Below are 26,232 nucleotides of genomic sequence, written 5' to 3'. Positions count from 1 at the left end.
TACTGTCAAATTAATAGGTCCTGAGCCTAGTGCAAGTCGCGTTTAAGCGGAATCAGGTTTCGCGGCCACTCGGCTGTGCCTCGTACGCAAAACCTGATGCTATCTGAGTGTAAATAAACGCGGCGCGCTATAGTTGAGCGGGCGTTCGGCATTAAACCGCCCGATGCGGTATCCGGCGTGCCTCACCCGGCGGAGCGAAGAGCCCCCGCCCCCTGGCCCAAAAACGCGCTGAAGACGGCGCGCCATTGCGCCTTGTCGCCGACCCACTCCGTTTGGTCCCGCGTCAGAAGATAAAGGTTCGGGTGCCGCAGATCGCCGCAGCGCTCCGGATAACTCACAATAAGAAATTCGCAGGAACGCCCGAGATAGGCGTCGACGGCCCTTTGAAGGTGGTCAATCCCGCCGGAGCGGAAGTCGAAGCCCGCAACCCCGGTTTCAACACCGACCTCGTCCAGGTTGTTCTGACTGTTGGAGATCACGAACACGATACGGGCGCGGCTGCGCAGCGCATCAAACTTTGTTTTCAGATGAGAAAAGCGGCCATGCTCATGGCGGTAACTTCCCTCAAGGTCGATGCGCCCGAAGGCATCGCGAAAGTGGTGCAGAAAACGAAAACCGTAAGGGTTCCAGGTGGGATGGCCGGGGCCAGCGGTCAGACTGTCCCGCTCAAACATGGGAAAACCGTCGGCAAACAGCTGGGCCAAACCGCCAAGAGGCGAAATCAGACCATCAAAGAAATGCCGTTCCGGCTGAAGGTCAGCGCCTAGCAAACCGCTGACGGACTGCCGGCAATCACGGATCTGCCGCGCGCTCTGGCAGGAGATTCCAAGGCTGATGATGGCTGTCTGGCTATCGCCGATCGACATTCAGGTTCCGACCTCTCACTGAACCCGCTCCGGTTCCAGATTGTCCGGACACGGCCCGCCATAGACCCAGTCCAGAAGCTCTGCAGTATGAACAATCGGGACATCCGTGCCCAGACCAATTTGTGTCATACACCCAATGTTTCCGGTTGCGATCAGGTCCGGCTTGGTTTTCTCGATATTGGCCACCTTGCGGTCCCGCAGACGTTTGGCGATTTCCGGCTGAAGGATGTTGTAGGTGCCGGCAGACCCGCAGCACAAATGCCCCTCGGGGACATCCTTTACGTTAAACCCGGCCGTTTTCAGGAGGTCTTTCGGCTGACGGGTGATCTTTTGTCCGTGCTGCATGGAACAGGCAGAGTGGTAGGCAATTGTAAGGTTGGGCTGCACTTTCGGCTCACCGAGGTCGACCGTGACAAGGAACTCTGTAATGTCTTTTGCAAGCGCAGACACCTTGGCCGCCTTTTCCGCGTAGGCCGGGTCGTCCTTCAGCATGAAGCCGTAATCCTTGATCGTGGTGCCGCAGCCGGATGCCGTGATCAGGATCGCATCAAGGCCGCCTTCTTCGACCTCCCGCATCCAGACATCCACATTCCGGCGGGCATTTTCCAGGGACGCCTCTTCCTTGCCCATATGGTGGACAAGCGCCCCGCAGCACACTTCGCCTTTGGGAAGCACGATCTCATAACCAGACCGCTTCAACAGTCGGATGGTTGCGTCGTTGATGCCCGGATTAAGCACCGGCTGGGCGCATCCGGACAGGAGCGCGACCCGGCCCTTGCGCTCAGGCTGGTCCGTGCGGAAGGTTCCCGGGCCTTCCAGCTGCCCGCGCAGGGGCGCTTTGGCCGGCGCCAGTTCCAGCATTGCCCCCATCTTGGCGAAAGGTCCGCCGAACCGTTTCAGGAGCCCGGCAAAGGGTCGGCCGAAATACGCACCGATCAGGGCGAGCCGGAACCGCTGCGGATAGGGCAGCACAAACGCCAAGATGCCGCGCATGATCCGGTCGGTCAACGGCCGCTTGTAGGTCTTTTCAATATGGATACGCGCATGGTCCACCAGATGCATGTAGTGAACACCGGACGGACAGGTGGTCATGCACGCAAGGCAGGACAGGCACCGGTCAATGTGTTTGACCACCTTTTCATCGGCTGGCCGGTCATTCTCCAGCATGTCCTTGATCAGATATATCCGGCCGCGCGGGCTGTCCAATTCGTCTCCCAGAAGGGTAAATGTGGGACAAGTCGCGGTGCAAAAGCCGCAATGGACGCATTTGCGGAGAATTTTTTCCGATTCAGCAACGTGGCTGTCTTTCAATTGCTCCGCAGTGAAATTGGTCTGCATCGCGCGCGGCTCTCCCTGAATGTCCGTCCGGCCCACCGTTCACCGGCCATTTGCAGGATGGTAGAAGCGTCACAAGGTGCGCACAAGGCTCCATTCCATCAAAACCGTTTTGCCCTCAGCGACCGATCACCGCGCTTTGTCCCGAACGGCGTCCGAATTCATGAACGCTGGCTGAACGGCAACCTCACATCCGGTTCAGAGCCCCAAAGCTAGGGTGTGTGTCAGAGGGCGCAAAGTTGATTGAGGATGTGAAATTATGAAAACGATTATTAAAGGCGCATTGATCGCTGCAACGCTTGCCAGCCTGACCACCGGCGCTGTTGCCAAGGATTGGATCGAAAAGGTTGAAGTCAAGAAAGACGGGATCGACGTTATCCCGGTCGAGGTTTCGGCAAACTCCAATGCCTATACCGGCATCGCCTCGAACTCGCACCGGTTCCTGCTGCGCCTTTACGGCAAAGCCACCAGCGGCGAACGCATCGTTGCCATGAAGGTCGGTTCTTTCAAGGGGGTCCGGTACTTCGAGGCCGACGGCTCACTCTGGAGCAAGTCCTTCAAGAACCGCGATGTCGGGTCCGGCACGAAACGCAGTGTCGCGATCACCTATAAGCCGGTTTTGCCGCTGAACAAGGTCCGGTGGCAGGGTTGGGACCCGCGCCAGGCTTGTGCACTGAACATGGACAAGAAGATCAAGTCCGGCATGACAAAGGCACAGGTTCTGTCAAAAACCTGGACCGTGACCGCAAAGGCGTATTTCGAGCTGGATGCTGTTGCCGCCAAGAAAGGCAAGGCGAAGAACAACAAGTGGAACATCAAGAACACCACGGACCAGCGCGATGGCTATGGGTATGAAGTGCGTGTGAAGTGCCGGAAGGGCGTTTAAGCCCCGGCATTTTGACCGCCCGCGGGCGGGCGGTTTGAGCAGCGGGCGGTAAATCGGGATCGATTTGCCGCCCACAGCTGATCGATTATTAACGGGTCAAGCAACTTTAGGCGCTTCATGCGCAACGTCCGATGCTCCAAGTCCCGCTTGCTGCCAGCTCGTTTAAAACAGCCAGGTTTGAGGATCGGGAATTTCCTCGTTGCGCGAGGCATGCTGGAGCCCCTTGATGCACCGAATAATAACCCAGACGGCCAGTGCCAGCAGAACAAGGAAGCCGATCAGGATAAATGCCAGCACAAATCCGATCAGGCTGCCCAAGAGCGAAATCCAGAATGTCCGGATCTGGTAAGTGTAATGGCTGTCGGGCCAGCCGCCCGCCTTGCCACGGTTGATATACGCGAAGATCACACCGATCAGCGGTGTCAGACCAATTATAAAACCCAACAAGTACAGAATATAAATCAGGGTGACGTTCTTGCCGCCTGGGTCCATGTAACCGGCAACATCAGATTGCTCACTCATCTAAAGCCCCTTTCATTTACAACAGTTTTTACATTAAACGCCATTCGCTACACACCGGTGACCATCCGTCCCGGGTTCAAAATACCATTCGGATCGAACTGTTCCTTCAAGCGGCGGCTCAGCGCAGCCAGGGCTTCCGGCTGCGGCTGGAACACGGGAACGGATGCAGCCACGGCCCCGGTTGCCCGCACCAGCGTGGCATGTCCCCCGCCGGAGGCCGCAACGGCGGCACGAAGCTCGGCCTCATGAAGCTCACCGTCTTCGAAGCATATCCAGACGAGACCGCCACTCCAGTCGTAAAAGGCGCTGAGTGGCAATTTTTCCTTCAGTTGGGCGACAACACCCGGTCCGGCCGTCGGCGCAACGGACACCCGCCAGACGGTCCCAGCCTTACCCACATGCGGCGCAGCATCCCGAATCCCGGCCCAAAGCGGGCGGCTGTCGCCGTCCTCCAGACGCCGAACCGGACCAAAGCCGGACAAAAGGGAGTTTAGGGATTGAAACCGGTAGTCGACAGAGGCCTGGAACCCCTCAAGGCGCAAAACGGTCCTGGCGGTTTCGCCCCATAACCCGGCGGGCAAATGCGCTGCCCCGGACACTTCGGCGGAAGATCCCATGGCCCGGCACAAGGCCGTGACAGCGTCTTCATCCGACAGACCGGAAATCTCGAGTGTCGCCGTGGTCTCCGGTTTCGGATTGACCTTCAGTGTGGCCGATGTGGTCACGGCAAGGGTTCCGAACGACCCGCACAAGGCGCGCGGCAAGTCGTATCCGGTGACATTTTTCACCACCTTGCCGCCGGAAACGAATTGCTCCCCCCGGCCCGAAACCGCCTCCATACCCAGAACATGATCGCGCGCGGCTCCGGACTTGATCCGGCGCGGCCCGGCAAGATTGGCCGCAAGCACTCCCCCAATGGTGCCCCCGCCCGCAGGCCGGCCGAGAAGAGGACCATAGTCCATTGGTTCAAATGACAGTTCCTGGCCGTTCTCCTCGACCAATGCTTCAATTTCGGCAATGGGCGTTCCAGCTTTTACCGTCAGAACGAGTTCCGCAGGTTCGTAGGTTTCAACGCCCGCCAGAGCCGATAGATCAAGCACATGGGCGGTTTGCACCGGGTGTCCGAGCCCGCGTTTTGATCCGGTGCCGATGACTTCGAGCGGCTGCTCTTCAGCCGCCGCCCATCTCACTGCCTCTTCAACTTCCCCGGCATTCCGGGGCTTCAAAAGAGCATCCATCTCGTATCCTTAAAAATCGCCGGCGGTGCCGGACGGCGCACAGTGCGGACCTAAAATCTGGGAATGTCAGGGAAGGGAAGCTGCCCCTTGTGCACGTGCATCTTGCCGAGTTCCGCACAGCGGTGCAGGACCGGAAAAACCTTTCCCGGATTCAGCAGATGCTTGTCATCAAACGCACATTTGACTCGCTGCTGCTGCTTGAGATCGGCTTCCGTGAACATGTCGGTCATCAGGTCGCGTTTTTCGATCCCGACGCCGTGTTCACCGGTCAGCACCCCGCCAACCTCAACGCACAGTCTCAGGATGTCGGCTCCAAAGGCTTCGGCGGCCTCCAGTTCGCCCGGCTTGTTGGCATCGTAGAGAATAAGCGGATGCAGGTTGCCGTCGCCAGCGTGGAAGACATTCGCCACGCCCAGATTGTGCTTGTCGGCAAGCTCGCGCATGCGGGCCAGCACTTTCGGCAGCTCGCGCCGCGGGATGGTCCCGTCCATGCAAAGATAGTCCGGCGAAATCCGGCCAACGGCTGGAAAAGCGGCTTTCCGCCCGGCCCAGAAGGTCAGGCGTTCTTCTTCGCTTTCCGAAATCCGGATATGGCTTGCCTTATTGGCCCTTGCGATTTCTTCCACCCGCCCGATCAGATAATCCACTTCCGCCTCAGGACCGTCGAGCTCAACGATCAACAGCGCTTCCACATCGCGCGGATAGCCTGCATTCACAAAGTCTTCGGCCGCGTGAATGGCCGGTTTGTCCATCATCTCCATGCCGCCTGGAATGATCCCGGCCCCGATCACATCCGCAACACAGCGTCCACCGTCCTCACTTGTCGGGAAGCCGATCAACAACGCCCGTGCCGTTTCGGGCTTTTGCAGGATGCGGACCGTGACTTCAGTGACGACGCCGAGCAGGCCTTCCGAGCCCGTCATCAGCGCCATCAGATCGTAGCCTTCACTGTCGAGGTGCTTGCCGCCTAACCGGACAACCTCGCCGTTGATCAGGACGACTTCCATCCCGAGCACGTTGTTCGTGGTCAGGCCGTATTTCAGGCAATGCACCCCGCCGGAATTTTCCGCAATATTTCCGCCGATGGAGCAGGCAATCTGGGAAGACGGATCAGGCGCGTAGTAAAAACCTTCATGTTCCACGGCCCGCGTGATCCCGAGATTGGTCACCCCAGGCTGAACCACCACCGCCCTGTTTTCGAAATCGATGTCGAGGACCTGATTGAATTTCATCATCGACAGCAGAACGCCATCCTGAAGCGGAAGCGCTCCGCCGGAAAGGGACGTCCCCGCACCGCGCGGAACGACTTTGATGTCGTGCTTGTGGCAGTATTTCAACACAGCGGACACCTGGTCCACCGTTTCCGGCAGCACAACGATCAGAGGCATCTGGCGGTAAGCGGTCAGCGCGTCGGTCTCATATGCCCGCATTTCCCGCTCATCGTGGATGACGCCCTCACCGGGAACGATTGCCTGCAAAGCCGATACAATCTCCCGCCGCCGCTCTAGAACCTGCGGATCGGGGGCCGGCATGGATATGGCGCTCACAAGTCTCTCCCTTATATTTACGTAAGTTGATCCACGTAGTTTGTTCCTGCGTAACAGAAAATGGTAGAGCAACGGCTTTCCAAAAGACTGGCAAATTTCAGATCCGAGGAAAATAGTCGACCTGACAATAATAGTCTTTATGCGAGTTTGAAAATGAGCAATCTGACGGACATGGAGATTTTCGCCCGGGTGGTAAGCGCGGGGAGCATGTCTGCGGCTGGACGGGAGATGAGCCTCTCGCCGGCAGTGGTGTCAAAACGGATCAGGCGCCTTGAGGAAAAACTCGGCACCCGGTTGCTGCAACGCACGACACGCCAGATCGCCATGACCGAAGCTGGCCAAGGGTTTTATGAGCGGGTGATCGCAATCCTTGCAAGCGTGGAAGAAGCCGAAACATTCGTATCCCGCGGTTCCGCAAAAGCCCGCGGCAACCTGAAGGTCGCGGTACCAACGTCTTTTGGCCGCCTGCATATTGCCCCGCATCTGGGAACATTCCTGACCGCCAACCCTGATCTGTCCGTCAACCTCGATCTCTCCGATGACTTCGTGGACATCGTCGGCGACGGCTATGATCTGGCGATCCGCATCGCCGAATTGTCCGATTCCAGCCTGGTCGCCCGCCGTCTTGCGCCCGTTCACCGTATTTTGTGCGCAAGCCCTGCCTATCTTGAGAAATACGGCACGCCTGAGACCATCCAGGACCTGACAGACACTCACGTCACCCTCGCAGCGACGAACCAGGACCCCTGGCGGCTGGCCGGTCCGGAGGGAATCGAGACCGTACGGACCCAATCTCCGGTCAAGACCAACTCGAACGAAGTTGTGCGCGAATGCCTTCTGGCCGGTGTGGGGATCGCCCTGCGGTCTACTTGGGATATCGGGCCGGAGCTTCGGGACGGCAAACTGCAAATCCTTCTGCCGGAGTACCGGGCGTCGAAGGATGTCGGCCTTTACGCCGTCTACCCCAGCCGGCAATTCTTGCCAGCCAAGGTCCGGGTCTTTATCGATTTCCTTGCTGGCCTTTATGGATCCTCACCCTATTGGGACGCAGGCCTGGAAGACTGGTTGAGTCTGCCCAAGCGTGCCAAGGCGAGTTGACAGCGGGCTCAACGGCCTCATTTCCGAGTTGCTTTTGATCTCACAGTACGTGTGGAAACCCCCTCATGCGGCAGTTCGCCGCTTGCGTGGAAAGACCCGGTCCTATTGAGTGCGCCGCGGGTCTGTCACCCACATTGAGGGAGAAATTATGCAACGATTTCTGATTGTTGCCGGAGTGCTTCTGGCAACGGGAGCCTATGCGCATGCTGACGGCGATCCGGCCGCAGGTGAAAAAGTGTTCCGGAAATGCCAAGCCTGCCACATGGTCGGGCCGGACGCGAAAAACCGGGTTGGTCCAGTTCTGAACGGCATCGTTGGGAACAATTGGGGCACTGTCGAGGGCTTCAAATATTCAGCCAGCCTTGTTGAGGGCGCTGAAGCCGGCAGGGTTTGGGATGCGGAAACGCTGGATGCGTTCTTAACCAAACCGCGGGACGTCGTTCCGAAAACCAAGATGGCTTTCGCGGGGCTCCGGAAAGAAAAGGACCGCACCGACATGATCGCCTATCTGGCCCAATTTGCGCCCGACGGCAGCACTCAGTAAAGCCGGCACGCGGACACGCCTTGTGTTCAAGTGATAGCAAAAGACGTGCTGACGCTCATCCAAAACGAACAAAGGCCGGAGCTTCCGGCCTTCATCGTTTCCAGTGCGGTCAACTCAATCGGCTTTTGTCTCTTTTGAATAAACCTTACGGATGCGGTGCATGGTCGCCCACATGACCGCAATGACAATGGGGACCGCGATTGCTGTCGTGATCGAGCCGGACGGAATTGGCAACCCAGCATCGGAAGCGCCTTTTGCCAGGTAGGACAACAGGCCCACGACATAGTAGCTGACGGCCGCGATCGACAGTCCTTCGACCGTTTGCTGCAGTCTCAGCTGCATCCGGGCTCTCCGGTTCATGGATTGCAGCAGGCTCCGGTTCTGCTGTTCCAGATCCACGTCGACGCGGGTACGGAGCAAGGTTGTTGCGCGCGCTAGCTTCCGGGACAGCATTGCCTGGCGGTCTTCAATCGACTGGCAGGTCTGCATCGCGGGAGACAGCCGCCTTCCAAGGAAACCCGCCATGGACAATTCCCCAGGAGCTGCTTCTTCCTGAAGCGTATTGAACCGCGCCTGTACGATCTGATGATAGGCACGGCTGGCACCAAAGCGGAATGTGCTGGCTGTCGCACCGGCTTCCAGCGCGGCTGCCAATTTGGTGAACTTGTTCAAAAGGTCCCGGTTGGTATCCAGCCCGGCATCTTCCACCATTTGAGACGTTAGGTCGGCCAGCTCGGTTTCGAACCGGCGGATTTCCGGTTGCAGCCGGGCGGCTTCGAACAGGCCAAGCATGGCAAGCGTGCGATAGGTCTCGATCTCCAAGAGCCGTTTGACGGCCGCACCGATCTGGTGATTGCCCATTTCATCATTGATGACCAGAAAGCGGGTTAGGCCGTCGCCGTCCTGGCGGAAGTCGGTTGCAACTGCGGCTGCTCCCCCTTCGATCCGGGACACGGTCAGGCTGCCGGAGTCAAAATGGCGGCGCCAGACATCTTCACCCGGATTCGGGTGCGCTTCAAACCGGGCGGCGACCAGCATGTCGCCCGGAGCCCGGAACATGGCCCCGAAAGGGTGGTTGTGGATCAGCTCGCCAAACAGCTTCCCTTCGGCTGCCGGCGCATCCCAGGTATATGTCGTGAATTCGGCGTGCTGCTCCCAATTCAGCATGCCGCCACCAAACGCGATGGTGTGATGCTTGGCCCCATCGGTCGGCACCGGTTCACCACGTGACGTGCAGAACTCAATCAGCCAGGCCTTGTCATCGGCAGCTTCGCTGGCGTTGGTCAGAAACGCGTAATGCAGAACCACCCGGGGCGAAGACATCGACCGGAACGGCCGGGCATGAACTTCGCCTATGACCTTATCGCGCAGGGGCGAGGCTCTGAAACTTGGAAAGGATGATCCCTTGTCTGCTGCGTCTGGCAAATCTTCCCCCTGAAACAATGGCCATTCGATCAAGACCGACAGAACAGCAAAAAGCGATCAATCTGCTTGCGCGCACGCAAGACACTCAAATTCAATCTAGACCGGAGCGCGTGAAAGCCCAGACCTCCCCAAAACTCTGATGAGCTTAAGCCACATTTGCAGCGTGATCCAAGCGGTCGCGACACGATTTGGCAAACGAGCGCCCGTTGGCCACGCATAAATTGGACAATTAATTTGACCAATTTGAAAAACTCACCTAGGGTCGCCCCATCAACGCCCGGGAAAACCATGTTTCAGCAAATCGACCAGCACAGAACCGCGGATGCCGTTGTCGGGCAGATCGAGCTTTTGATCCTCAAAGGCCTGCTGCATTCCGGTGACCGCCTGCCCAGTGAACGGGACCTTGCCGAACAGCTCGGTGTTTCCCGGCCGGTCCTCCGGGATGCGCTCAAGACCCTTGAAGACCGGAACCTGATCGAAGCGCGGCGCGGCGGCGGCACATATGTGTGCGATCTGATCGGCCCGATCTTCTCCGACGCGGTTGTCGACCTCATCAGCCGGCATTCCTGCGCGATCAGCGACCATTTCGACTTCCGGCGCGGGATTGAAGCACAAGCTGCGAGCCTGGCGGCGATCCGGGCGGCTCCCTCAGACATATCCCGTCTTACCGGCATCCTAGAACAAATGCGCGAGGCCCATGCGCGTGAGGACATCGCGGCCGAAGCGGCGCTGGATCTTCAGTTTCACCATGCGGTTGGCGAGGCCGCGCACAACATCATTCTCCTGCACACTCTGCGATCCTGCTACCGGATCCTGGAAAACGGTGTCTACTTCGACCGGGAACGGCTCTACCGCGTGCCCGCCGCCCGCGCCGACGTTCTGGACCAGCACGCAGCCATTGCTGCTGCCATTAGCGAGGGCGATCCGGTCGCCGCCCGCCAGGCATCCGAACAGCATATCGATTATGTCCGCGCCGCGCTTCTGGAAGCCGAGGAAGAAGACAAACGCGAGGCGCTGGCCGGACTGCGGCGCCTTTTGCCATCCGTTGCAAAATCACGATAACCACCACGTTTGGGAGGAATTGCCATGCCCGTCGTCACTGACGTCGCCGATCTGAAAGCCCTGGCCAAGCGGCGGGTGCCGAAGATGTTCTACGACTATGCGGATACCGGCTCGTGGACCCAAAGTACCTATTTCGACAATGAAACGGCCCTACAGCGCCAGAAGCTGCGGCAGCGGGTGGCCCGGAACATCGATAACCGCTCGGTCAAGACAACCATGATCGGCCAGGATGTGAGCATGCCCGTTGCCCTTGCGCCGGTTGGCCTGACCGGGATGCAGCATGCGGATGGGGAGATCCTCGCCGCGCAAGCCGCAGAGGAGTTCGGTGTTCCCTTCACGCTTTCGACCATGAGCGTGTGTTCCATCGAGGATGTGGCGGCAAACACCAAAGACCCGTTCTGGTTTCAGCTTTATGTTATGCGCGACCGGGGTTTTTCGGAAAGCCTCATGAAGCGCGCCCATAGTGCAGGCTGTTCCGCGCTGGTCCTGACCCTCGATCTTCAGGTTCTGGGCCAACGCCATCAGGATATCAAAAACGGCCTCAGCACGCCGCCGAAGCCAAAGCCGCATGTTCTGCTGGATCTGGCCCTCAAACCGCGCTGGTGCTGGAATATGCTGCAGACCAAGCGCCGGGAATTCGGCAATATTCACGGCCATGTTTCCGGCGTGGAAGACATGACCTCCCTGGCCGAATGGACCGCAAACCAGTTTGATCCGACGCTGGACTGGTCCTCTGTCGAGTGGGTCAAGAAGCATTGGGACCGCAAGCTGATCCTCAAGGGCATCAATGATGTCGATGATGCGAAGACCGCTGCTGAGCTCGGCGCGGATGCCATTGTCGTGTCAAACCATGGCGGCCGGCAGCTGGATGGGGCCCTGGCCTCTTATGATGTCCTCGGCGATATCGTCGATGCGGTTGGCGACAAGGTGGAAGTTCATTTCGATGGCGGGATCCGGTCCGGTCAGGATGTGTTCCGGGCCGTCGCCATGGGCGCGCGCAGCACCTATATCGGCCGGGCGTTCATCTACGGCCTTGGCGCCATGGGCAAAGCAGGGGTCACCAAGGTCCTTGAAATGATGCACAAGGAACTGGACGTGACCATGGGGCTGTGCGGCGAAACGGATATTCACAAGGCCGGACGGCATAACCTGGTTCTGTAAGAGCTTCTTCGGCCCGACGGCATAATGCGTTTTGGCCGCTGCACCCCTGCGGCGGCCTCTTTACGCTGGGCTATCGGGAACCGAACAATCATTCACATCCGTGATAACTAAATCAATAACTATCATTTGCACTTACTGATCTGCGGACCGAAGTTACAGGCCTACCGTTTGAGATCGGACACCCCATGTCAGTTGCCCAACCCGCTGCCCTGCTTCAAAGGCCTGCCTTTGAGCCGAAGGATTATGGCCTTTATGCCATCACCGTCATTGCATGGGGCGTAAGCTGGATTGCCATGAAAGGGCAGATCGCGAATGTGGCGCCTGAAGTCTCGGTCTTCTGGCGCTTCGTTCTGGCGGCCAGCATCATGATGGCCTGGGCCCATTTCCGCGGACACAATCTGGCCTTTCCGCTGAAAGCACATATGCGCTTCGCCGGTCTGGGCGCCTTTTTGTTCTCCACCAACTTCACCCTGTTTTACTACGGCGCGGCCCACCTGCCCTCCGGCCTTCTGGCGGTGGTGTTCTCGACCGCGTCGATCTTCAATTTGTTCCTTGGCCTGATCCTGTTCGGCCAGCGTCCGAGCCCGCAAGCCTTGCTGGCCGGATTGATCGGGTTTTCCGGAATTGCGCTGATGTTCTGGCCAAAGCTTGCCGGGACCGATTTCAATTCCGATGCGGCCCTCGGTCTCGGGCTTTGCATTCTCGGCACGCTGTCCTTTTGTTTCGGCAACATGGTGTCGGCCGACACCCAGCGGAAGGCCTTTGCGGTGACGCCGGCAACCGCCTGGGGCATGGTTTATGGGATGGTGTTTCTCGGCCTGTTCGCAGCCGTCCGCGGCCAGAGCTTTGCCGTTGAGCTCACCGTGAGCTATCTCGGTAGCCTGGTTTATCTCGCAGTGGTGGCCTCGGTGATTGCCTTTGCCTCGTATCTGACACTGCTTGGCCGGATCGGATCCGCGCGGGCCGGATATGCGACCGTTGTCTTCCCGGTTATCGCCCTGGCCCTGTCCACGGTCTTCGAAGGCTATCAATGGACCAACCTGTCCATTGCTGGGCTCGCCTGTGTTCTTGCCGGAAACGTGTTGATGCTGCGCGCACGCTAGAGCAAATCGCAACCAACTTAGTGCGTCACGCTCTAGATCAGCGGGTCAAAAGATCATTGTCAAAATTGGGATTTGATCGCCGGGGGCTGCTATTCCGCAGCCACCTGGCCCGTTCCATTGCCAACATTGCCGATTGCGGCAATCAGGTGATTGCACAAGGTGTCGTGCATCGGCTCGCGGGCGGACTGGGACCGCAGCAAGGCAATGTCACAGAAGGGAAGCTGGGGGAACCCGTCCTTCTCGTCCAAAATGCGCATGCCGTCCCGGATCGCACTTTCCGGGAACACGGTGATGGCCAGGCCCGCCTGCACCGCACCCACAAGGGCAGCCGCACTGGCGCTGGTGTAGGACACTTTATAAGCCCGCCCGACACGGTCGAGCGCCTCCATCGACATGCGCCGCCAACCGCATGTGGCCGGTCCAAGAGCCAGACGCACGGTTTCCTGCGTATGGGCTGAATGCTGCGTGGACGTCACCCAGTAAAGCGGTTCGCGGCGGATGATTTCTCCACGCAGATCACTGGTGTCGCTCGAGGTGGTGATAGCAACATCAAGCGCCCCCTCCCGGATCGACTCCGTCAAGGTGGAACTGCTGAAGCACTCAACACGCACTTCGATGGACGGATTTAGCCGGTTAAACGCTGCGAGAACCTGAGGCAGCAACCTGTCGGCATAATCATCGGGAACGCCGAATTTCACCAAGCCGACTTCCTTGTTGCCGTTAAAGGCGGACAAGGTTTCGTCGTTCAGCTGGATCATGCGGCGGGCGAATTCGATCAGGCGCAGGCCATCTTCGGTCAGACGGGATTGGCGGCCATCCTTGATGAAAATCGGCTGACCGACCCGTTCCTCCAAACGGCGCATTTGCATCGACACAGCGGACTGGGTTTTGTGCACCGCCTCGCCCGCCTTTGTGAAACTGCCAAGTTCGGCGATGGCGAGAAACGTCCGGAGCTGATCAATGTCGAGTGCGTGGCTCATGGAGATCTCCAAGCCGGAAATGTGTCACCAATCTTCATTATTTAATGCGATTGGTTTGTCCTTAATACATCAACAAGGGTTACAATTCAAACGAACTTAGACCCTTGCAACGAGACCTGTCATTTACATCGATACCATCAATCAAAACGCGTGAGAACAAAGTTCCTTCCACTCCCAAGCGTTCATTTGAAAATCCGCACCTTCACATCGTTACTGTAATGCGTGCTGAGCCCGGCTCAGCCACTCACTCAGCGGCTTGCGGAACGGACAGGTTATCGAGCGAGGAGACAATGTGCTCCACCAGCGCATCGGTTACCCGGGAGCTCTTGTGCCATGACCGCATGATGGCGATTTCACATTCCGGCAGGCGCGGAAAGCCGTCGGCTTCCGTCAGGACGCGCATGCCCGACCGCAAAGCGGATTCCGGCAGCACGGATATGGAGAGACCCGCCAGCACTGCTGCCCCGACCGCGGTCGAATTCCAGCTGGAGTACAGCAAGCGGTACTCCCGGAGCTGATCTTCGAGCGCGCTGATCGCGGCTTTGCGCCAATCGCATGTCGCCCGGCCCAGCGCGAGCGGCAGCGGAGATTCGTTTTCAACCGCATGGCGCGCTGAAGCGACCCAGAGCAAAGGCTCCCGCCGGACAATCTCCGCGTTCCGGCGCCCCTTCTTTTGAACGTGCGTGATAATGGCAACGTCCAGCTCACCTTCCGAGATCATGTCGGCCAGATTGGGCGTGGGGGCACACACCACACTGACCTCTGCTTTCGGGTTTGAGCGCGAGAACCGGGCAAGGATCTCGGGCAGGAACCGGTCCGCATAGTCATCCGGAGTTCCTAGGCGCACGAGGCCGGCAAGCTCCATATCATCAAAGGCTGCGAGCGTTTCGTCATTCAGCTGGACCAACCGGCGCGCATAATGCAACAGCCGTTCGCCATGTTCGGTCAGCTTGGACTGGCGCCCCACACGGACAAACAACGGTTTTCCGATCCGTTCCTCCAAGCGGCGCATCTGCATGGATACCGCCGATTGGGTCTTGTGCACATTTTCCGCTGCCCGGGTAAAACTGCCGCATTCGGCAATCGCAACAAAGGTTCGCAGTTGGTCAAGATCCAGCATGGGCGGCCCTAATCCAGAAAAGGGTGTCAGTGTCTTCTTGGCGTTTGAGCTGCGCGCCCTCTTCAAGTACCGGGCGGCGAGGCCTTGAAGCCAGATGATTTCCGGCGCCATTCGATCACCGTTTCTCATACTGGTCACATTACCAATCATTATTGAAAATATTTTTATTCGTGATCGAACGCAAGCGCCCAGACAAAATTCCATCAACTAGCGTGATCAATTTCATCACAAACATTCGTTGGAATTATAGCTTTAAAACCTTCATTTAGAGTGTGTTCCAAAAAATGCATCCGCCGAGTTTGGCGCGGAACAAGCTGCCGGAAATCCCTCCGGCCGCTAACAGGAGACTATTGCCATGATACAGATCGCAAACCACCCCATCCTCGCTCTCGCCGGGCAGCTGGTTGCCCGTACATGGCGTGTGTTCCAGAACCGCCGCCAGTTTCTTGAGCTCAAGGACATGTCCGATGCGCAGTTGAGAGACATCGGCCTGACACGGGCAGATGTTCGACGGGCCTCCTCCCAGCCCTTCTATGCGGATCCGACATCCTCGCTAGGAACGGGCCCGGCCAGCCAAGCCGTCTTGAATGTCAAGCCGGCCAATGCCCCGGCGGTCCCGCCGCAGCTGTCCGTGGTCAAAATTCCGTCCTGCAAGGATGGGCAGCTGGCCGCCTGATCCGTTCCCGGATCCAACCCCTTTAGCAGCCCCTGTCGGCAAAGCCTTGCTGACGCAACTTGGCCCGCCTCCCGGCGGGCCATTTTTTTAGCGCCTTCTGCCGGCTGCCCCTGCCGATGGTAATGCCGATTCGCGTTTTATTCCGTATCCGGCCGCCGTGCAGCTTGTTCAAAAAAGCTGTCGAACGCCTTGAACTGGCTCGACTGAAAGTCACGTCCGGCCGCCATCCAGCTGGTCATCATCTCATCGAATTCTGACGGATCGTCTCCGGCCCCGTCTGTGTCCTCGATTTCCGGGGCCAACTCTTCCTCCTCCTCGGCCTCCGGTTCCGGCGCGTCCCCGGGAGCTGGCTGCATGAAGGCCGCTGCCGGTTGCATGAACGCCCCCCAAAAGGACTGTACGGCTTCCGTATAGCCTTGAAGATAATCCACTGGTGTCGGCTGGGGTTTTGGCCGGCCACGCGCAAACCCGCGCAAATAGGCATCCAAAAGATTGCGCGCCTCACCATGCACGAAAGGCCGCGCCACCTGCCCCATGGCGAGTGTGGCGGCAACCGGCATCATTTCCTGAATGGCATCGCGTTGCAGCCCGGTCATGCCGGAGATCTGGGCCGCAAGAGCCTGCTGCACTGGTTCTGGCCCAAAGAACGGCATCAACGCTGTCTGGTCCGGTTGCTGCGCAAACGGCAAAAAACCGGCGAAGGGATTCTGGCCAAGTCCAGAAGTAGCCGGAGCCTGATCGCCCGTGCCGGAAAAGGGAAAGCCGAAATACTGGAAGCCGTTTAGCGCGGCAGGCATGAGCTGGGTCATGACCTTGTTCAGGTCATCATTCGACCAGCCGAAGCGGTCCTGAACATCCTTGCTTAAGGAAAAGATGTCGAATGGCGGCTCTGCCCTGCCCGTCATTCCCATATAGCTGTTCCGCGTTCCAATTGCCTCAAAGCCTTGAGAGATAAGCCTCTCTTTGCTTAGCTTGACCGGTTCGCGGCAGAAGGTCAATTCGGGCAAATCGCGATGGCGGCCTCACAGCCTTGATTGCACAAGGTCAAGACCCGCGGCCTTGGCGGACCAGGCCGGGATGCATCCATGTGAGAACGGCAAGCGGACCGGCCGCACACCGCGTCCGGTTAGACGCCACTTTGACCCCAATTGGCCTAGGGCCCTGATCCTAGTAAGCGTATTCCTTGAAAATCCGGGAGAGGTCTCCCTCCCAGGAACCGTTGTAGCGGTTCAAAAGAATATCGGCGGGGGACATGCCCGCAGCCAGTCCCTCTTCGACCGGTGCAAGATGCACCCGCTCGTCAAGATCGCCGTCGCTGAGACGGTTGCGCCGTTTCAAGCCTTCCAGAGACAACGCCACGGCTTCCTTGGCAATATCGAGAACCGTCCCGGAGCGGAACGGTGTCTGCAAAGCATCTTTCGGAACACCGGCACGCAGCGCAGCGCGCTCCTCGGTCGTCCAATCCTTTACCAAGTCCCAGGCCTGATCGAGAATGCCCTGGTCGTACATCAAGCCGACCCAGAGCGCGGGAAGCGCACAGATCCGCCGCCAGGGGCCACCATCTGCTCCGCGCATCTCAATGTACTTCTTCAGCCGCACATCCGGGAAAAGCGTTGATAGGTGATTGTTCCAATCGCCCAGGCTCGGTTCCGCGTCCGGGATACGGCCGTGAAGCGCACCGTTCATGAATTGGCGGAACGTGGTGTCAGTCACGTCGTAATAGGTCGCACCGCGCTTGACGAAATACATCGGTACATCGAGCGCCCACTCCACGTAGCGCTCAAATCCGAAACCCTCCTCAAATGCGAATGGCATGTCGCCGGTCCGGTCCGCATCGGTGTCGGTCCAGATCTGCGCGCGGAAGGACTTGAACCCGTTGGGCTTGCCTTCCGTAAATGGCGAATTGGCGAAGATCGCGGTCGCAATCGGTTGAAGCGCCAGTCCGACCCGCATCTTCCGGGCCATGTCGGCTTCAGAAGAAAAATCCAGATTCACCTGGATGGTCGAGGTGCGGTACATCATGTCGAGACCAAGTGAGCCGACCTTCGGCATGTAGTTGGTCATGATGTCATATCGGGACTTGGGCATGCGCGGCATATCGGCCCGCGCCCAGGTCGGCGTCATGCCGATCCCTAAAAATCCGACGCCCAGGGGCTCGGCGACCTCGCGCACATGGGCAAGGTGCTGGTTGGCCTCCCGGCAGGTCTGATGAAGATTGTCGAGCGGCGCGCCGGACAACTCGAACTGGCCGCCGGGCTCAATGGAAATCGCGCCGCCGCCAGCATCGTCGGCAAGCCCGATAATGTTGCCTGCGTCCTCGATCCGCTCCCACTTGAGGATCTTTTCCATCCCCTCAAGCACCGCCTTGACCCCCTTCTCCCCCTCATAGGGGATCGGTGTCAGATCATTCACACAGTAGCCGAACTTTTCGTGCTCCGTGCCAATGCGGAAAGCCTCTTCCGGCTTGTTCCCCGCCTCCAGCGTGGCTGCTAGATCGGCAACCGTTTTAACGGGCGTGGAATCAACGGTATCGCGGGCCATCCCTTTGTCCTTCTCACCTTGGCGATCCTTCTGTCAGGGGAGAGGTCCCCCTGCCTGAACCGCGTCGAACCGGGCGTCCCGGAACCGCTTTGAGTTCCGGTGATTTATGTTTCCTGAAAATAGATTGCAAGCACAGAAACGACATGCCGTTGATCCACGGCCTTTGCGTTAAGAAAACCGGAAGATCTGCAATCAACGGGCTTCAAGATCAAATCCAGTCGCCAATCGTCGCCTGGACAACGGCAAGAGCCGCCACGGCCGCTGTATCCGCCCGCAGGATCCTGGGGCCCAACGGGATGGGCGTCACAAAGTCCAGACCGCGCAGCTGTGCGCGCTCATCTTCGGAGAACCCGCCTTCCGGGCCGATCAAAACCGCCAGCGGCTGCGGGCCTTTTTCCTTGAGCTGCGCAAGTGTCAAAAGCGGATTCTGACTGGCTTCCCCTTCATCACAAAAGAGCAGGCACCGCCCCGGTTGAGCTTCCGGCCACGCCGCCAAGACATCTTTCAGGGACTGCGGTTCGAGCACCTCGGGCACCGACAGCACGCCGCATTGTTCGGCCGCCTCGATGACGTTTGCCTCCATGCGCTCGACATTAACGCGGCTTGCCTGGGTGTGCTGGGTCATGACCGGCTTGAGTTGGCCGGCCCCCATCTCCACAGCCTTTTGAACCATGTAATCCAGCCGCGCGTGTTTGAGCGGTGCAAACAGATACAGAATGTCGTTGGGCTGTGTCTGATCGCGGGTCCGCTCCATCAGCTGCAGCGCGCAATCGCGCCGCCCGCTGGCGGAAATTTTCGCTAGCCACTCGCCATCACTGCCGTTGAACACCTGGACATAATCGCCATCGCGCAGGCGCAGGACATTCAAAAGATAGTTGGATTGGCTGCGGTCCGCCTCGATACGGGCACCATCGGCCAGAATGTGACGCAGAAAAAGCCGTTGCATATTAAACTCATATTTCGCCATGATTTTCGAACACGAGAGGCTAAAAGGGCGTATCGTCGGATAGATTTATCAGCCGTTTATGCCGCACTCTGGCGCCCTCTATTTCCTTATAAGCGAGATATTCCATAAGACCTTCTTCACTTTCAAAAAGCGTAAAAGAATTTATGTTCATCCGGAACAATTTATCCATGACTTCCTCGCGCATTTCGCCAGATATAATATACTTTTTTACTTTGTTGTTTCTTGGATTTGCACGAACAGCAGAATCATGAGGCATAAAAGCAGTTCTATCCGAGACTTTACCTGCACAGTAGGTGTAAATGCTTTGCTGACGATAGTGGCGCAAATGTGTTTGCACGTAGGGGCCTAGGCTGTGTATCGCAGGCTCACCAACCCAGCCGCCACGTGTATCTCCATCGTTATCATTAAATGCGAAAATCGCGACTGGTTGATCCTTTACAGCAAACTGAAATGCAAAATAAGCAGCGACATAGTGTGATTTACTCCAATCTAGAATTGGAGTTGGAAACCCATGATGTCGCGCATAGTACAGAAATTCAAGATAAGGTAATGAAAAGTACGGCCTAATATCTACATGTATGTCGACACTCTCAAATTTTGCACTAGCAAGAGAGTTTACTGCAGGGACGACACCAGCTACTATTCTATAGTAATCAATAGCGTCTATATTATCGATCTCTACATCAAACACTCGAGCCAGATAACGCTCTAATGAGGTCTTTAGTCCCCAGTTGGCATTCGACTGCCCTCGGTATATCCAATGGTCAAAATATGAAATGCTATCGCCCGAAATTCTTTGTTTGATCTCTTTCCGATCTTCCTCAACACAGGTCTCGAATTCTGACCAACTTATGGGGTGTTCCATGCTCCCAAATTCTTGAAACGACATCTAAAAGCTCCACAGCCTAAAACTTCGATTTTTTGCATCCAGCTTACGTAACACTGTACAGTTTGGGATCGTTACGCATCCCTCTGTGAAGAGAATCACTGCAGTGTCAGAAACACAATCCAACATTGCCGAATTTTCCGTCTCCGAGATCTCGTTTTCCATCAAACGGACGATGGAGGACGCCTTCGGCTATGTGCGGGTGCGCGGTGAGCTCGGCCGGATTTCAAGACCCGGCTCCGGTCATATTTACCTGGATCTCAAGGACGACCGGGCCGTGCTCTCCGGCGTTGTCTGGAAAGGCGTTGCCTCCAAGCTGAAAATCCAGCCGGAACAAGGCCTGGAAGTGATCGCCACGGGCAAGATCACCACCTTCCCCGGCCAGTCCAAATACCAGATGGTCATCGATGCGATGGAACCGGCGGGGGCCGGCGCGCTTATGGCCCTTCTGGAAGAACGCAAGAAGAAGCTTGCCGCAGAAGGCCTTTTTGCAGATGACCGCAAAAAACGTCTTCCGCCGCTCCCCCGTGTCATCGGTGTGGTCACCTCACCGACCGGGGCGGTCATCCGGGACATTCTCCACCGGATCGAAGACCGCTTTCCGCTTCATGTGGTGGTCTGGCCGGTGCGCGTGCAGGGCGAGACATCGGGGGCGGAGGTCGCAAACGGCATTCGCGGCTTCAATGCGCTCGATCCGGACGGCCCGGTCCCGCGCCCGGATGTTCTCATTGTCGCCCGCGGCGGCGGCAGCATCGAGGATCTTTGGGGTTTCAACGAAGAAGCCGTCGTGCGGGCCGCTGCCGAAAGTCAAATCCCGCTTATCTCCGCCGTTGGCCACGAGACCGACTGGACGCTGATTGATCTTGCCGCCGATGTGCGGGCACCGACCCCCACAGGGGCCGCCGAAATCGCGGTGCCGGTCAAGGCCGAGCTGATGTCCATGGTCGATGACCGGTCCCGGCGGCTCAATTCCGGCCTTGTCCGCTTTGTCACGTCCCGCCGCACCGAATTGCGGGCCGCAAGCGCCGCGCTGCCCGCCCCGCAGGATCTTCTGGCCTTGCCCCGGCAGAAATTCGACACGGCGGCCAATGGCCTGGAGCGGGCGCTGATCTACAGCACACGGACCCACCGGACCAATTGGCAAAATTTGGCCGGACGCCTGTCGCCACATCTCTTGCAGCGGCTCAGCAGCAAAGCGCGGCAGGATCTGCAAACGGTCAGCGAACGCCAGCAGCGGGCGCTCAGTGTGGCGGTCGGCCAAAAGCGCCAGAGTTTCCTGGCGATTGAAAGCCGGTTAACCCCGGCTCGCTTGCGGCAGCAGACAACCCTTGGCATGGAGCGGCTCAGCGGCCTGGCCGAGCGGCTCGACCGGGCCTACACCGCACGGCTGACACATGACAAGTCCCGTCTCGACGGCTTGCAAAAGCTCTTGAAGTCGCTGTCCTACAAGGACGTCCTGGCCCGTGGCTATGCCGTGGTCCGGGATGACACCGGACAGCCGCTCCGGTCCGCCGGCGGCGTTGCGTCCGGCGCGGCCCTTTCCATCGAGCTGGGTGACGGTACCGTTGATGCCGTTACCGTTTCAGGCTCCGCTGCGCCCAAAAAGGCGAAGCAAAAGCCCAAGAAACCGGCTGAGGGAAAACCGGAAGCCGGACAAGGCAGCCTGTTCTAGACCGTTTGCAGCTTAGCAAACACCCAGAGCAATTTTGCGGATTGCAACCAAGATCGCCCCGGATTTATGCGGACGGGACAACGGTCCTTTAAGGGACTTGCGTTTCACTGATGTCCAAACGGTTTGGACAAGGTGCGCGGTTATGACGGTTTCCCGCAAGACTTTCGGCAAACGTGGGGTGACCCCGGTGCCCACTGCCTTTGCCTCTAGAACGCCTGAACCCGATTTCGCTCCCGCGCGGGCGCAAAATGCTCTGGTGCTGGAGGACGAAAACTTCTCCGGCGGCAAGGCAGCAGCTTTCGGGCTCGGTCTTTTCTTCAGCTTCAACGGCCGCATCAGCCGTGGTCCCTACTGGATGATCGGCACCGTCCGCTTTGTCCTGATGATGGCGGTCATCTTTGGCTATGCCTTCAACAATATGACGGACATCCAGGCCCTGTCTGAGGACGAGGTTTTCGCCTATATGGTGGGATCAACGGCAGGCCTGACCATGCTGGCGCTGGTTGGCATCTTGACTGTTTGCGCATGGTCCTTGGAAGCACGCCGGTGCCACGACCGCGATGTGTCCGCATGGTGGTTGCTGCTTTATCTGATCCCGTTTTTCGGAGCTCTCTACGGAGCTTACCTGTTTGTCGTCAACGGCTTCTTCAAAGGCACACCCGGCGCCAACCGGTTCGGCCCGCCGTAGGACCTGAAACAGCCAGGTCAACTGATTTAGACGCTTCTGAAAACGATAAATTGTATCCGCTTGCCATAAACAGCCAGCTCAGTTTTTGATTTTTTCTCATATATTTCAATTACCTAGTTAGTTTCACATCACCACATCACGAAAAATTTACTTGGATAACGGCTTGAAAAAATGAATAATTCTATTTGAAAAACCGAATGATCGTGCTGTAAGAGCATGAGGTTTTTTGACAGTCTTTAATGTATCATAAATAATTTAGGGGTGCCGGATGAACCGGACACCCCTTTTAGTGTTGACCGTGAAAGTTAGCACTGCCGTAGGACAACACAGTCGCGCGTGAATAGTATCTACGGTCAGGGGAGTTTTCAACGCCATTCCGAAAGGACACAAGATGGCGCCAAAAAAGCTTAAATCCCCCAGGCTGACAGCAGAACTTGCTGCAGAAATAAAAGCGTTGTGGAAACACACCGAACTCAATCAGGCTCAGATAGCCGCCAAGCTAGGCGGTTTAAATCAAGGCAGAGTATCCGAGGTCATAAATGGGCTTCGCTATGCTGAAGTGCTACCCAGCGAGCGTATTTGAGCCATGGCTAAGAACGAAAAAACCTCAAAAGCTATCGCTTCAAAAGCTGCAAAGATTTTGCGAGACCCAAAATCGACCAAAGCACAGCGTAGTGTCGCGGCTTCTGCTTTAACGCAAGCGCCAGATCGAAAATCAAAAAAATAACAGTTATGGGCGCCAGGCGGCGCCCATAACAACTTCATACTATCCCATCAAGGCGGGCAGGAACGTGATGATCGACGGGAAGGCAAGCAGGCCGGCAATGGTCAGAACGTCCGCAGCAAAGAACGGCACGCAGCCACGGAAGACCTCCTGAACCGGAATGTCGGGCCGGACACCGGACACCACGAAACAGTTCAGCCCAATCGGCGGGGTGATCAAACAGAGCTCCGCCATTTTCACCACCAGGATCCCAAACCAGATCGCACAGGCCTCACCGGACATGCCAAACGTACTGTCGGCGGCTGAAACGCCCTCCCCGCCGTTCAACGCCATGACGGCCGGGTAGACCACCGGAAGCGTCAGGATCAGCATTCCAATCGCATCCATGAACATGCCCAGCACCGCATAGGCGAGCAGGATGCAAATCATGATCAGCCAGGGCGAGAATTCCAGGGCGACGATGAAGTCCCGGAAGGCGTCGGGCAGTCCGGCAAAGCCCAGAAACCGCACATAGACCAGAACACCCCAGATGAGCGTGAAAATCATCACGGTCAGCTTGGCGGTCTCATGAAGCGCCTGGAACAGTTGCTTGGTCTTCATGCCTTTCGCAAAGGCCACCATCAGGACCACAAAGGCCCCCAGCGAGCCCGCCTCTGTCGGCGTTGCAAGGCCGAAGAAGAACGAGCAGAAGATAATCGCAATGACGGCGATGATCGGCAAGGTTCCGGGAATGCTCTCAAACCGCTGTTTCCAGGTGAAGCCCTTGATGGCAGGTGCATCGCCCCGCCAGGCCGATACCCCGACGATAATCGCCACATAGACAAGCGCAGAGAAGACCCCCGGCAGGAAGCCGGCAATCAATAGCTTGCCGACCGACTGTTCCACCAGGATCGCATAGATCACGAGAATGGCGGAGGGCGGGATCAGCGAGGCGAGCGTGCCCCCGGCTGCGACAACGGCCGCGGACAGGCGCTTGGAATAGCCATTTGCCAGCATTTCCGGAATGGCAACGCGGGCGAAAACGGCTGCGGTGGCCACGGAGGCGCCCGAAACGGCCGCAAAGCCGGCGGTGGAGAACACGGTGCCGACCGCCATACCGCCTGGCAACCAGCCGAGCCAGCGCTTGGCAGCCTCAAACAGCTGCTTTGTGAACCCCGCGTAAAAGGCCAGAAAGCCGATCAGAATAAATGTCGGCAGAACCGACAGGGCATAGGTCACGGACTTGGAATGGGGGATCGTGCCCGCCATCTTGATGGCAGTCATGAAACCGCGCTCAAAGCCCTGCATCATCGAGAAGTGGATGATGAGACCGACAAGTCCCGTAAAGGCAGCGGCAAAAGCAACCCGCACACCCAGAATGACAAGGACCAGCAGAACACCGGTCATCATCATGCCAACGTCAAACGGCGTCATTTGGCGCCTCCCTTGCCGGCGTCATCGCCCAACGCTTCCTCGATTTCGTGTTTGGCCACTTCTTCCACATCGTGAATAACAGGGACACCGACCGGGTCGCGGTCCGGGTTGGCCACCAGACGCGCATAGCCGTAGATCTGCAGCAGCAGTCTCAGGAACAGAACACTCAGCGCCACAGGGATCACCAGCTTGGATGGCCAGGTTGGAAGGCGGATATCCATGGTGCTGTCGCCGAAATTCCAGGACCGGTCGAAGTGGAACCAGGAGCCCCAGATCAACAAAGCAACCGTAAAGGCGATCAGGATGACCCCGAGCATTTCGCAGATATAAAGCGTACGCCCGTGAAGTTTGCCCAGCACGATTTCCATGCGGATATGGCCGCCAACGCGCTGGCAATAAGCCACACCCATAAATGCGAAAATCGCCATGGCCTGCTCGGTGATGTCGATAAAGCCAGGGATTGGCGCATTCAGAACAAGGCGGCCAAGAACCTGAGCCACAGCCAAAAGCATCAGGGAAAGGATCGAGAAGGCTGCGATGAGATTGAACCCGTTTTCGACATATCCGAGCATGCCGTCAAAACGAATATAGGTAGCCGGGCGCTCCGGATCGGAACGTCCACCGGGATCAGGATTTGTCATTTTCTATTGCCCCGAATAAAGGCTCTCCGGCGCAGGAGGCGCCGGAGAGGGTCACTTCACCCCATAGAGGGTTTATTCGGCGATGGTTTTCTTGACCATGTCGAGGATTTCCTGGGCAGGCAGTCCGTTTGCGGACTGTTCTTCAACCCAGGCAGCATGGATCGGGCCGGCCTTCTCAGAGAAAGAAGCCAGTTCATCATCGGAGAACTCGATCTGGGTGATGCCGCGGTTTTCCAGCTCCGGCCACCACTTGTCATAGACCGCTGCATAGGTGTCGAGGTAGTGCGCGATGGCCGGGTCGACAGACTCATCCAGCGCTGCCTTGAACTCATCGGACAAAGCATTGTACGCATCGACGTTCACAACGACCGGGCAATGCACGGTGCCCGGGTTCAGGTTCTTCGTCCACCAATCGGCAACTTCAACAACCTTGAAGGACAGGTGCGCATGCGGTGCAAAGCCTGCCGCCTGAACGGTTCCGGAGTCGATTGCCTGGTAGGTTTCAGATGCGGTCACAGACGTCGGCACAGCGCCAGCTGCTTCCATCAGTTTGCCGAGGCCGCCAAGAGCGCGCACACGCATGCCTTCAAAGTCGGAGATGGAGGCCGGTACGTCGCCTTTTCCGGCGAAGTTATATTGCGGCATCGGGGACGGCATCAGCAGCTTGGCGTTCCAGCGGCCAAGGTCCTGCTGAACGGCCGGATGTTCGTAAAGCGCTTTTGAGACCTTAACTTCGGTTTCAAGGTCCGACACGCCGAGAAACGGAAGTTCCAGAACCGTCAGGGTCGGGTTCTTGTCGGCGTGGTAGGAGGCACAGAACTGCGCCATCTCGAAGGCTCCGAAGGAAATGCCATCAAGGTTCTCGCGGGACTTGGACAATGCACCGCCGTAGTGAAGCTTGATTTCGAAAGCCCCGTTGGTGCGTGCCTTGACTTCCTCAGCCAGCTTTTCAACGTGCTCGGTGAAAGCGCGGCGCTTGCCCCACAAGGACACGTTCCATGTCACATCAGCAGCGAAGGTTTCGGTGGCGAAGATCAGTCCGAGCGTGCCCGCAGACACAGCTGTGGCGAATTTGAGTTTCGTGAGCATGCAATCCTCCCAGATATAAAGCTCGTTGGCCTGGTAACCCGGCCCTGA

25 protein-coding genes are annotated in these 26,232 nt (G+C 57.9%); 10 read left to right on the top strand and 15 right to left on the bottom strand.

Translation table 11 applies throughout. From position 1 onward, the window contains the following. Positions 1–182: 182 nt before the first annotated feature. Both E1180_RS19275 and glcF read right to left on the bottom strand, forming a co-directional pair. On the bottom strand, positions 183–866 hold the full coding sequence (locus tag E1180_RS19275; RefSeq protein WP_155193824.1) for a hypothetical protein: 684 nt from the start codon (positions 864–866) through the stop codon (positions 183–185). 15 nt (positions 867–881) lie between these two features. After that, positions 882–2,204, bottom strand: a complete 1,323-nt coding sequence (glcF, locus tag E1180_RS19270) for a glycolate oxidase subunit GlcF (RefSeq protein WP_155193821.1) — start codon at positions 2,202–2,204, stop codon at positions 882–884. 256 nt (positions 2,205–2,460) lie between these two features. On the opposite strand from glcF, the gene E1180_RS19265 reads away from it, so the two are divergent. Next, on the top strand, positions 2,461–3,087 hold the full coding sequence (locus E1180_RS19265) for a hypothetical protein (RefSeq protein ID WP_155193819.1): 627 nt from the start codon (positions 2,461–2,463) through the stop codon (positions 3,085–3,087). Positions 3,088–3,249: 162 nt separating this feature from the next. Here the strand turns inward: E1180_RS19265 and E1180_RS19260 are convergent, their stop codons facing one another. From E1180_RS19260 to E1180_RS19250, 3 genes are read right to left on the bottom strand one after another with little or no spacing between them, the layout of a single operon-like run. Beyond that, complete coding sequence (locus E1180_RS19260) at positions 3,250–3,609, bottom strand: DUF4870 family protein (protein ID WP_155193817.1); 360 nt, start codon at positions 3,607–3,609, stop codon at positions 3,250–3,252. A gap of 47 nt (positions 3,610–3,656) precedes the next feature. Beyond that, on the bottom strand, positions 3,657–4,847 hold the full coding sequence (gene glcE / locus E1180_RS19255) for a glycolate oxidase subunit GlcE (RefSeq protein ID WP_155193815.1): 1,191 nt from the start codon (positions 4,845–4,847) through the stop codon (positions 3,657–3,659). Between the two features lie 50 nt (positions 4,848–4,897). Next, a complete protein-coding gene (locus E1180_RS19250; RefSeq protein WP_155194086.1) occupies positions 4,898–6,379 on the bottom strand; it encodes an FAD-linked oxidase C-terminal domain-containing protein in 1,482 nt (493 codons plus the stop codon). A 168-nt stretch (positions 6,380–6,547) separates the two neighbouring features. Between E1180_RS19250 and E1180_RS19245 the strand changes: the two genes are divergently transcribed. Next, positions 6,548–7,492, top strand: a complete 945-nt coding sequence (locus E1180_RS19245) for a LysR family transcriptional regulator (RefSeq protein WP_155193813.1) — start codon at positions 6,548–6,550, stop codon at positions 7,490–7,492. Positions 7,493–7,640: 148 nt separating this feature from the next. Further along, positions 7,641–8,036, top strand: a complete 396-nt coding sequence (locus tag E1180_RS19240; RefSeq protein ID WP_155193811.1) for a c-type cytochrome — start codon at positions 7,641–7,643, stop codon at positions 8,034–8,036. A 114-nt stretch (positions 8,037–8,150) separates the two neighbouring features. Here E1180_RS19240 and E1180_RS19235 read toward each other — a convergent pair whose 3' ends face one another. Next, positions 8,151–9,461, bottom strand: coding sequence for a DUF3422 family protein (locus E1180_RS19235; RefSeq protein ID WP_155193808.1), 1,311 nt, complete (start codon positions 9,459–9,461; stop codon positions 8,151–8,153). 288 nt (positions 9,462–9,749) lie between these two features. On the opposite strand from E1180_RS19235, the gene E1180_RS19230 reads away from it, so the two are divergent. The 3 genes from E1180_RS19230 (at position 9,750) to E1180_RS19220 (ending at position 12,787) form a co-directional block, all read left to right on the top strand. Beyond that, a complete protein-coding gene (locus E1180_RS19230; protein ID WP_155193806.1) occupies positions 9,750–10,523 on the top strand; it encodes a FadR/GntR family transcriptional regulator in 774 nt (257 codons plus the stop codon). A gap of 24 nt (positions 10,524–10,547) precedes the next feature. Continuing rightward, positions 10,548–11,684, top strand: coding sequence for an alpha-hydroxy acid oxidase (locus tag E1180_RS19225; RefSeq protein ID WP_155193803.1), 1,137 nt, complete (start codon positions 10,548–10,550; stop codon positions 11,682–11,684). 185 nt (positions 11,685–11,869) lie between these two features. Continuing rightward, entirely contained in the window at positions 11,870–12,787 is a 918-nt protein-coding gene (locus tag E1180_RS19220) for a DMT family transporter (RefSeq protein WP_155193801.1), read from the top strand. An 89-nt stretch (positions 12,788–12,876) separates the two neighbouring features. Here the strand turns inward: E1180_RS19220 and E1180_RS19215 are convergent, their stop codons facing one another. Together E1180_RS19215 and E1180_RS19210 are read right to left on the bottom strand one after the other, a co-directional pair. Beyond that, on the bottom strand, positions 12,877–13,767 hold the full coding sequence (locus E1180_RS19215) for a LysR substrate-binding domain-containing protein (RefSeq protein ID WP_155193799.1): 891 nt from the start codon (positions 13,765–13,767) through the stop codon (positions 12,877–12,879). 244 nt (positions 13,768–14,011) lie between these two features. Beyond that, positions 14,012–14,887 (bottom strand): LysR substrate-binding domain-containing protein, encoded by an 876-nt coding sequence (locus E1180_RS19210; protein WP_155194084.1) that lies wholly within the window; start codon positions 14,885–14,887, stop codon positions 14,012–14,014. Between the two features lie 355 nt (positions 14,888–15,242). Here E1180_RS19210 and E1180_RS19205 point away from each other — a divergent pair, with 355 nt between their 5' ends. After that, the gene (locus tag E1180_RS19205; RefSeq protein ID WP_155193797.1) at positions 15,243–15,563 is read left to right on the top strand and encodes a DUF1127 domain-containing protein; all 321 of its coding nucleotides are present in this window, start codon (positions 15,243–15,245) and stop codon (positions 15,561–15,563) included. 137 nt (positions 15,564–15,700) lie between these two features. On the opposite strand, the gene E1180_RS19200 is transcribed toward E1180_RS19205, so the two are convergent. The 4 genes from E1180_RS19200 to E1180_RS19185 form a co-directional block, all read right to left on the bottom strand. Further along, entirely contained in the window at positions 15,701–16,468 is a 768-nt protein-coding gene (locus tag E1180_RS19200) for a hypothetical protein (protein WP_208997254.1), read from the bottom strand. Positions 16,469–16,730: 262 nt separating this feature from the next. Further along, positions 16,731–18,104 (bottom strand): glutamate--cysteine ligase, encoded by a 1,374-nt coding sequence (locus tag E1180_RS19195; protein ID WP_155193792.1) that lies wholly within the window; start codon positions 18,102–18,104, stop codon positions 16,731–16,733. A 208-nt stretch (positions 18,105–18,312) separates the two neighbouring features. Continuing rightward, positions 18,313–19,071, bottom strand: a complete 759-nt coding sequence (locus E1180_RS19190) for a 16S rRNA (uracil(1498)-N(3))-methyltransferase (protein WP_155193788.1) — start codon at positions 19,069–19,071, stop codon at positions 18,313–18,315. Positions 19,072–19,090: 19 nt separating this feature from the next. Then, the gene (locus tag E1180_RS19185) at positions 19,091–19,960 is read right to left on the bottom strand and encodes an FRG domain-containing protein (protein WP_155193786.1); all 870 of its coding nucleotides are present in this window, start codon (positions 19,958–19,960) and stop codon (positions 19,091–19,093) included. 103 nt (positions 19,961–20,063) lie between these two features. Between E1180_RS19185 and xseA the strand changes: the two genes are divergently transcribed. The 3 genes from xseA to E1180_RS19170 all read left to right on the top strand — a co-directional run bounded on the left by xseA (position 20,064) and on the right by E1180_RS19170 (position 22,900). After that, entirely contained in the window at positions 20,064–21,629 is a 1,566-nt protein-coding gene (gene xseA, locus E1180_RS19180; protein WP_283404509.1) for an exodeoxyribonuclease VII large subunit, read from the top strand. Positions 21,630–21,771: 142 nt separating this feature from the next. Continuing rightward, complete coding sequence (locus E1180_RS19175) at positions 21,772–22,317, top strand: DUF805 domain-containing protein (RefSeq protein WP_155193784.1); 546 nt, start codon at positions 21,772–21,774, stop codon at positions 22,315–22,317. Positions 22,318–22,708: 391 nt separating this feature from the next. Further along, complete coding sequence (locus E1180_RS19170) at positions 22,709–22,900, top strand: helix-turn-helix domain-containing protein (protein WP_155193782.1); 192 nt, start codon at positions 22,709–22,711, stop codon at positions 22,898–22,900. A gap of 183 nt (positions 22,901–23,083) precedes the next feature. Here the strand turns inward: E1180_RS19170 and E1180_RS19165 are convergent, their stop codons facing one another. The 3 genes from E1180_RS19165 to E1180_RS19155 form a co-directional block, all read right to left on the bottom strand. Next, positions 23,084–24,454: a TRAP transporter large permease gene (locus tag E1180_RS19165; RefSeq protein WP_155193780.1), complete on the bottom strand. Its 1,371-nt coding sequence runs from the start codon at positions 24,452–24,454 to the stop codon at positions 23,084–23,086. Beyond that, positions 24,451–25,095, bottom strand: coding sequence for a TRAP transporter small permease subunit (locus tag E1180_RS19160; protein ID WP_155193777.1), 645 nt, complete (start codon positions 25,093–25,095; stop codon positions 24,451–24,453). Before E1180_RS19160 ends, E1180_RS19165 begins: the two co-directional genes overlap by 4 nt. Before the next feature lie 72 nt (positions 25,096–25,167). Further along, a complete protein-coding gene (locus tag E1180_RS19155) occupies positions 25,168–26,184 on the bottom strand; it encodes a C4-dicarboxylate TRAP transporter substrate-binding protein (protein ID WP_155193774.1) in 1,017 nt (338 codons plus the stop codon). Between the last annotated feature and the right edge of the window lie 48 nt (positions 26,185–26,232).

The sequence above is a fragment of the Roseibium denhamense genome, from assembly GCF_009711415.1.
Lineage (GTDB): Bacteria > Pseudomonadota > Alphaproteobacteria > Rhizobiales > Stappiaceae > Roseibium > Roseibium denhamense.
Note: the sequence above shows the minus strand (reverse complement) of the source record. Positions and strands in the feature narration are given on the sequence as shown.

Excerpts from the sequence above, each read along its gene's own strand:
- E1180_RS19275 (WP_155193824.1), bottom strand. The coding sequence starts at position 866 with ATGTCGATCGGCGATAGCCAGACAGCCATCATCAGCCTTGGAATCTCC.
- glcF (WP_155193821.1), bottom strand. The coding sequence starts at position 2,204 with ATGCAGACCAATTTCACTGCGGAGCAATTGAAAGACAGCCACGTTGCT.
- E1180_RS19265 (WP_155193819.1), top strand. The coding sequence starts at position 2,461 with ATGAAAACGATTATTAAAGGCGCATTGATCGCTGCAACGCTTGCCAGC.
- E1180_RS19260 (WP_155193817.1), bottom strand. The coding sequence starts at position 3,609 with ATGAGTGAGCAATCTGATGTTGCCGGTTACATGGACCCAGGCGGCAAG.
- glcE (WP_155193815.1), bottom strand. The coding sequence starts at position 4,847 with ATGGATGCTCTTTTGAAGCCCCGGAATGCCGGGGAAGTTGAAGAGGCA.
- E1180_RS19250 (WP_155194086.1), bottom strand. The coding sequence starts at position 6,379 with ATGCCGGCCCCCGATCCGCAGGTTCTAGAGCGGCGGCGGGAGATTGTA.
- E1180_RS19245 (WP_155193813.1), top strand. The coding sequence starts at position 6,548 with ATGAGCAATCTGACGGACATGGAGATTTTCGCCCGGGTGGTAAGCGCG.
- E1180_RS19240 (WP_155193811.1), top strand. The coding sequence starts at position 7,641 with ATGCAACGATTTCTGATTGTTGCCGGAGTGCTTCTGGCAACGGGAGCC.
- E1180_RS19230 (WP_155193806.1), top strand. The coding sequence starts at position 9,750 with ATGTTTCAGCAAATCGACCAGCACAGAACCGCGGATGCCGTTGTCGGG.
- E1180_RS19225 (WP_155193803.1), top strand. The coding sequence starts at position 10,548 with ATGCCCGTCGTCACTGACGTCGCCGATCTGAAAGCCCTGGCCAAGCGG.
- E1180_RS19220 (WP_155193801.1), top strand. The coding sequence starts at position 11,870 with ATGTCAGTTGCCCAACCCGCTGCCCTGCTTCAAAGGCCTGCCTTTGAG.
- E1180_RS19215 (WP_155193799.1), bottom strand. The coding sequence starts at position 13,767 with ATGAGCCACGCACTCGACATTGATCAGCTCCGGACGTTTCTCGCCATC.
- E1180_RS19210 (WP_155194084.1), bottom strand. The coding sequence starts at position 14,887 with ATGCTGGATCTTGACCAACTGCGAACCTTTGTTGCGATTGCCGAATGC.
- E1180_RS19205 (WP_155193797.1), top strand. The coding sequence starts at position 15,243 with ATGATACAGATCGCAAACCACCCCATCCTCGCTCTCGCCGGGCAGCTG.
- E1180_RS19200 (WP_208997254.1), bottom strand. The coding sequence starts at position 16,468 with ATGACGGGCAGGGCAGAGCCGCCATTCGACATCTTTTCCTTAAGCAAG.
- E1180_RS19195 (WP_155193792.1), bottom strand. The coding sequence starts at position 18,104 with ATGGCCCGCGATACCGTTGATTCCACGCCCGTTAAAACGGTTGCCGAT.
- E1180_RS19190 (WP_155193788.1), bottom strand. The coding sequence starts at position 19,071 with ATGGCGAAATATGAGTTTAATATGCAACGGCTTTTTCTGCGTCACATT.
- E1180_RS19185 (WP_155193786.1), bottom strand. The coding sequence starts at position 19,960 with ATGTCGTTTCAAGAATTTGGGAGCATGGAACACCCCATAAGTTGGTCA.
- E1180_RS19175 (WP_155193784.1), top strand. The coding sequence starts at position 21,772 with ATGACGGTTTCCCGCAAGACTTTCGGCAAACGTGGGGTGACCCCGGTG.
- E1180_RS19170 (WP_155193782.1), top strand. The coding sequence starts at position 22,709 with ATGGCGCCAAAAAAGCTTAAATCCCCCAGGCTGACAGCAGAACTTGCT.
- E1180_RS19165 (WP_155193780.1), bottom strand. The coding sequence starts at position 24,454 with ATGACGCCGTTTGACGTTGGCATGATGATGACCGGTGTTCTGCTGGTC.
- E1180_RS19160 (WP_155193777.1), bottom strand. The coding sequence starts at position 25,095 with ATGACAAATCCTGATCCCGGTGGACGTTCCGATCCGGAGCGCCCGGCT.
- E1180_RS19155 (WP_155193774.1), bottom strand. The coding sequence starts at position 26,184 with ATGCTCACGAAACTCAAATTCGCCACAGCTGTGTCTGCGGGCACGCTC.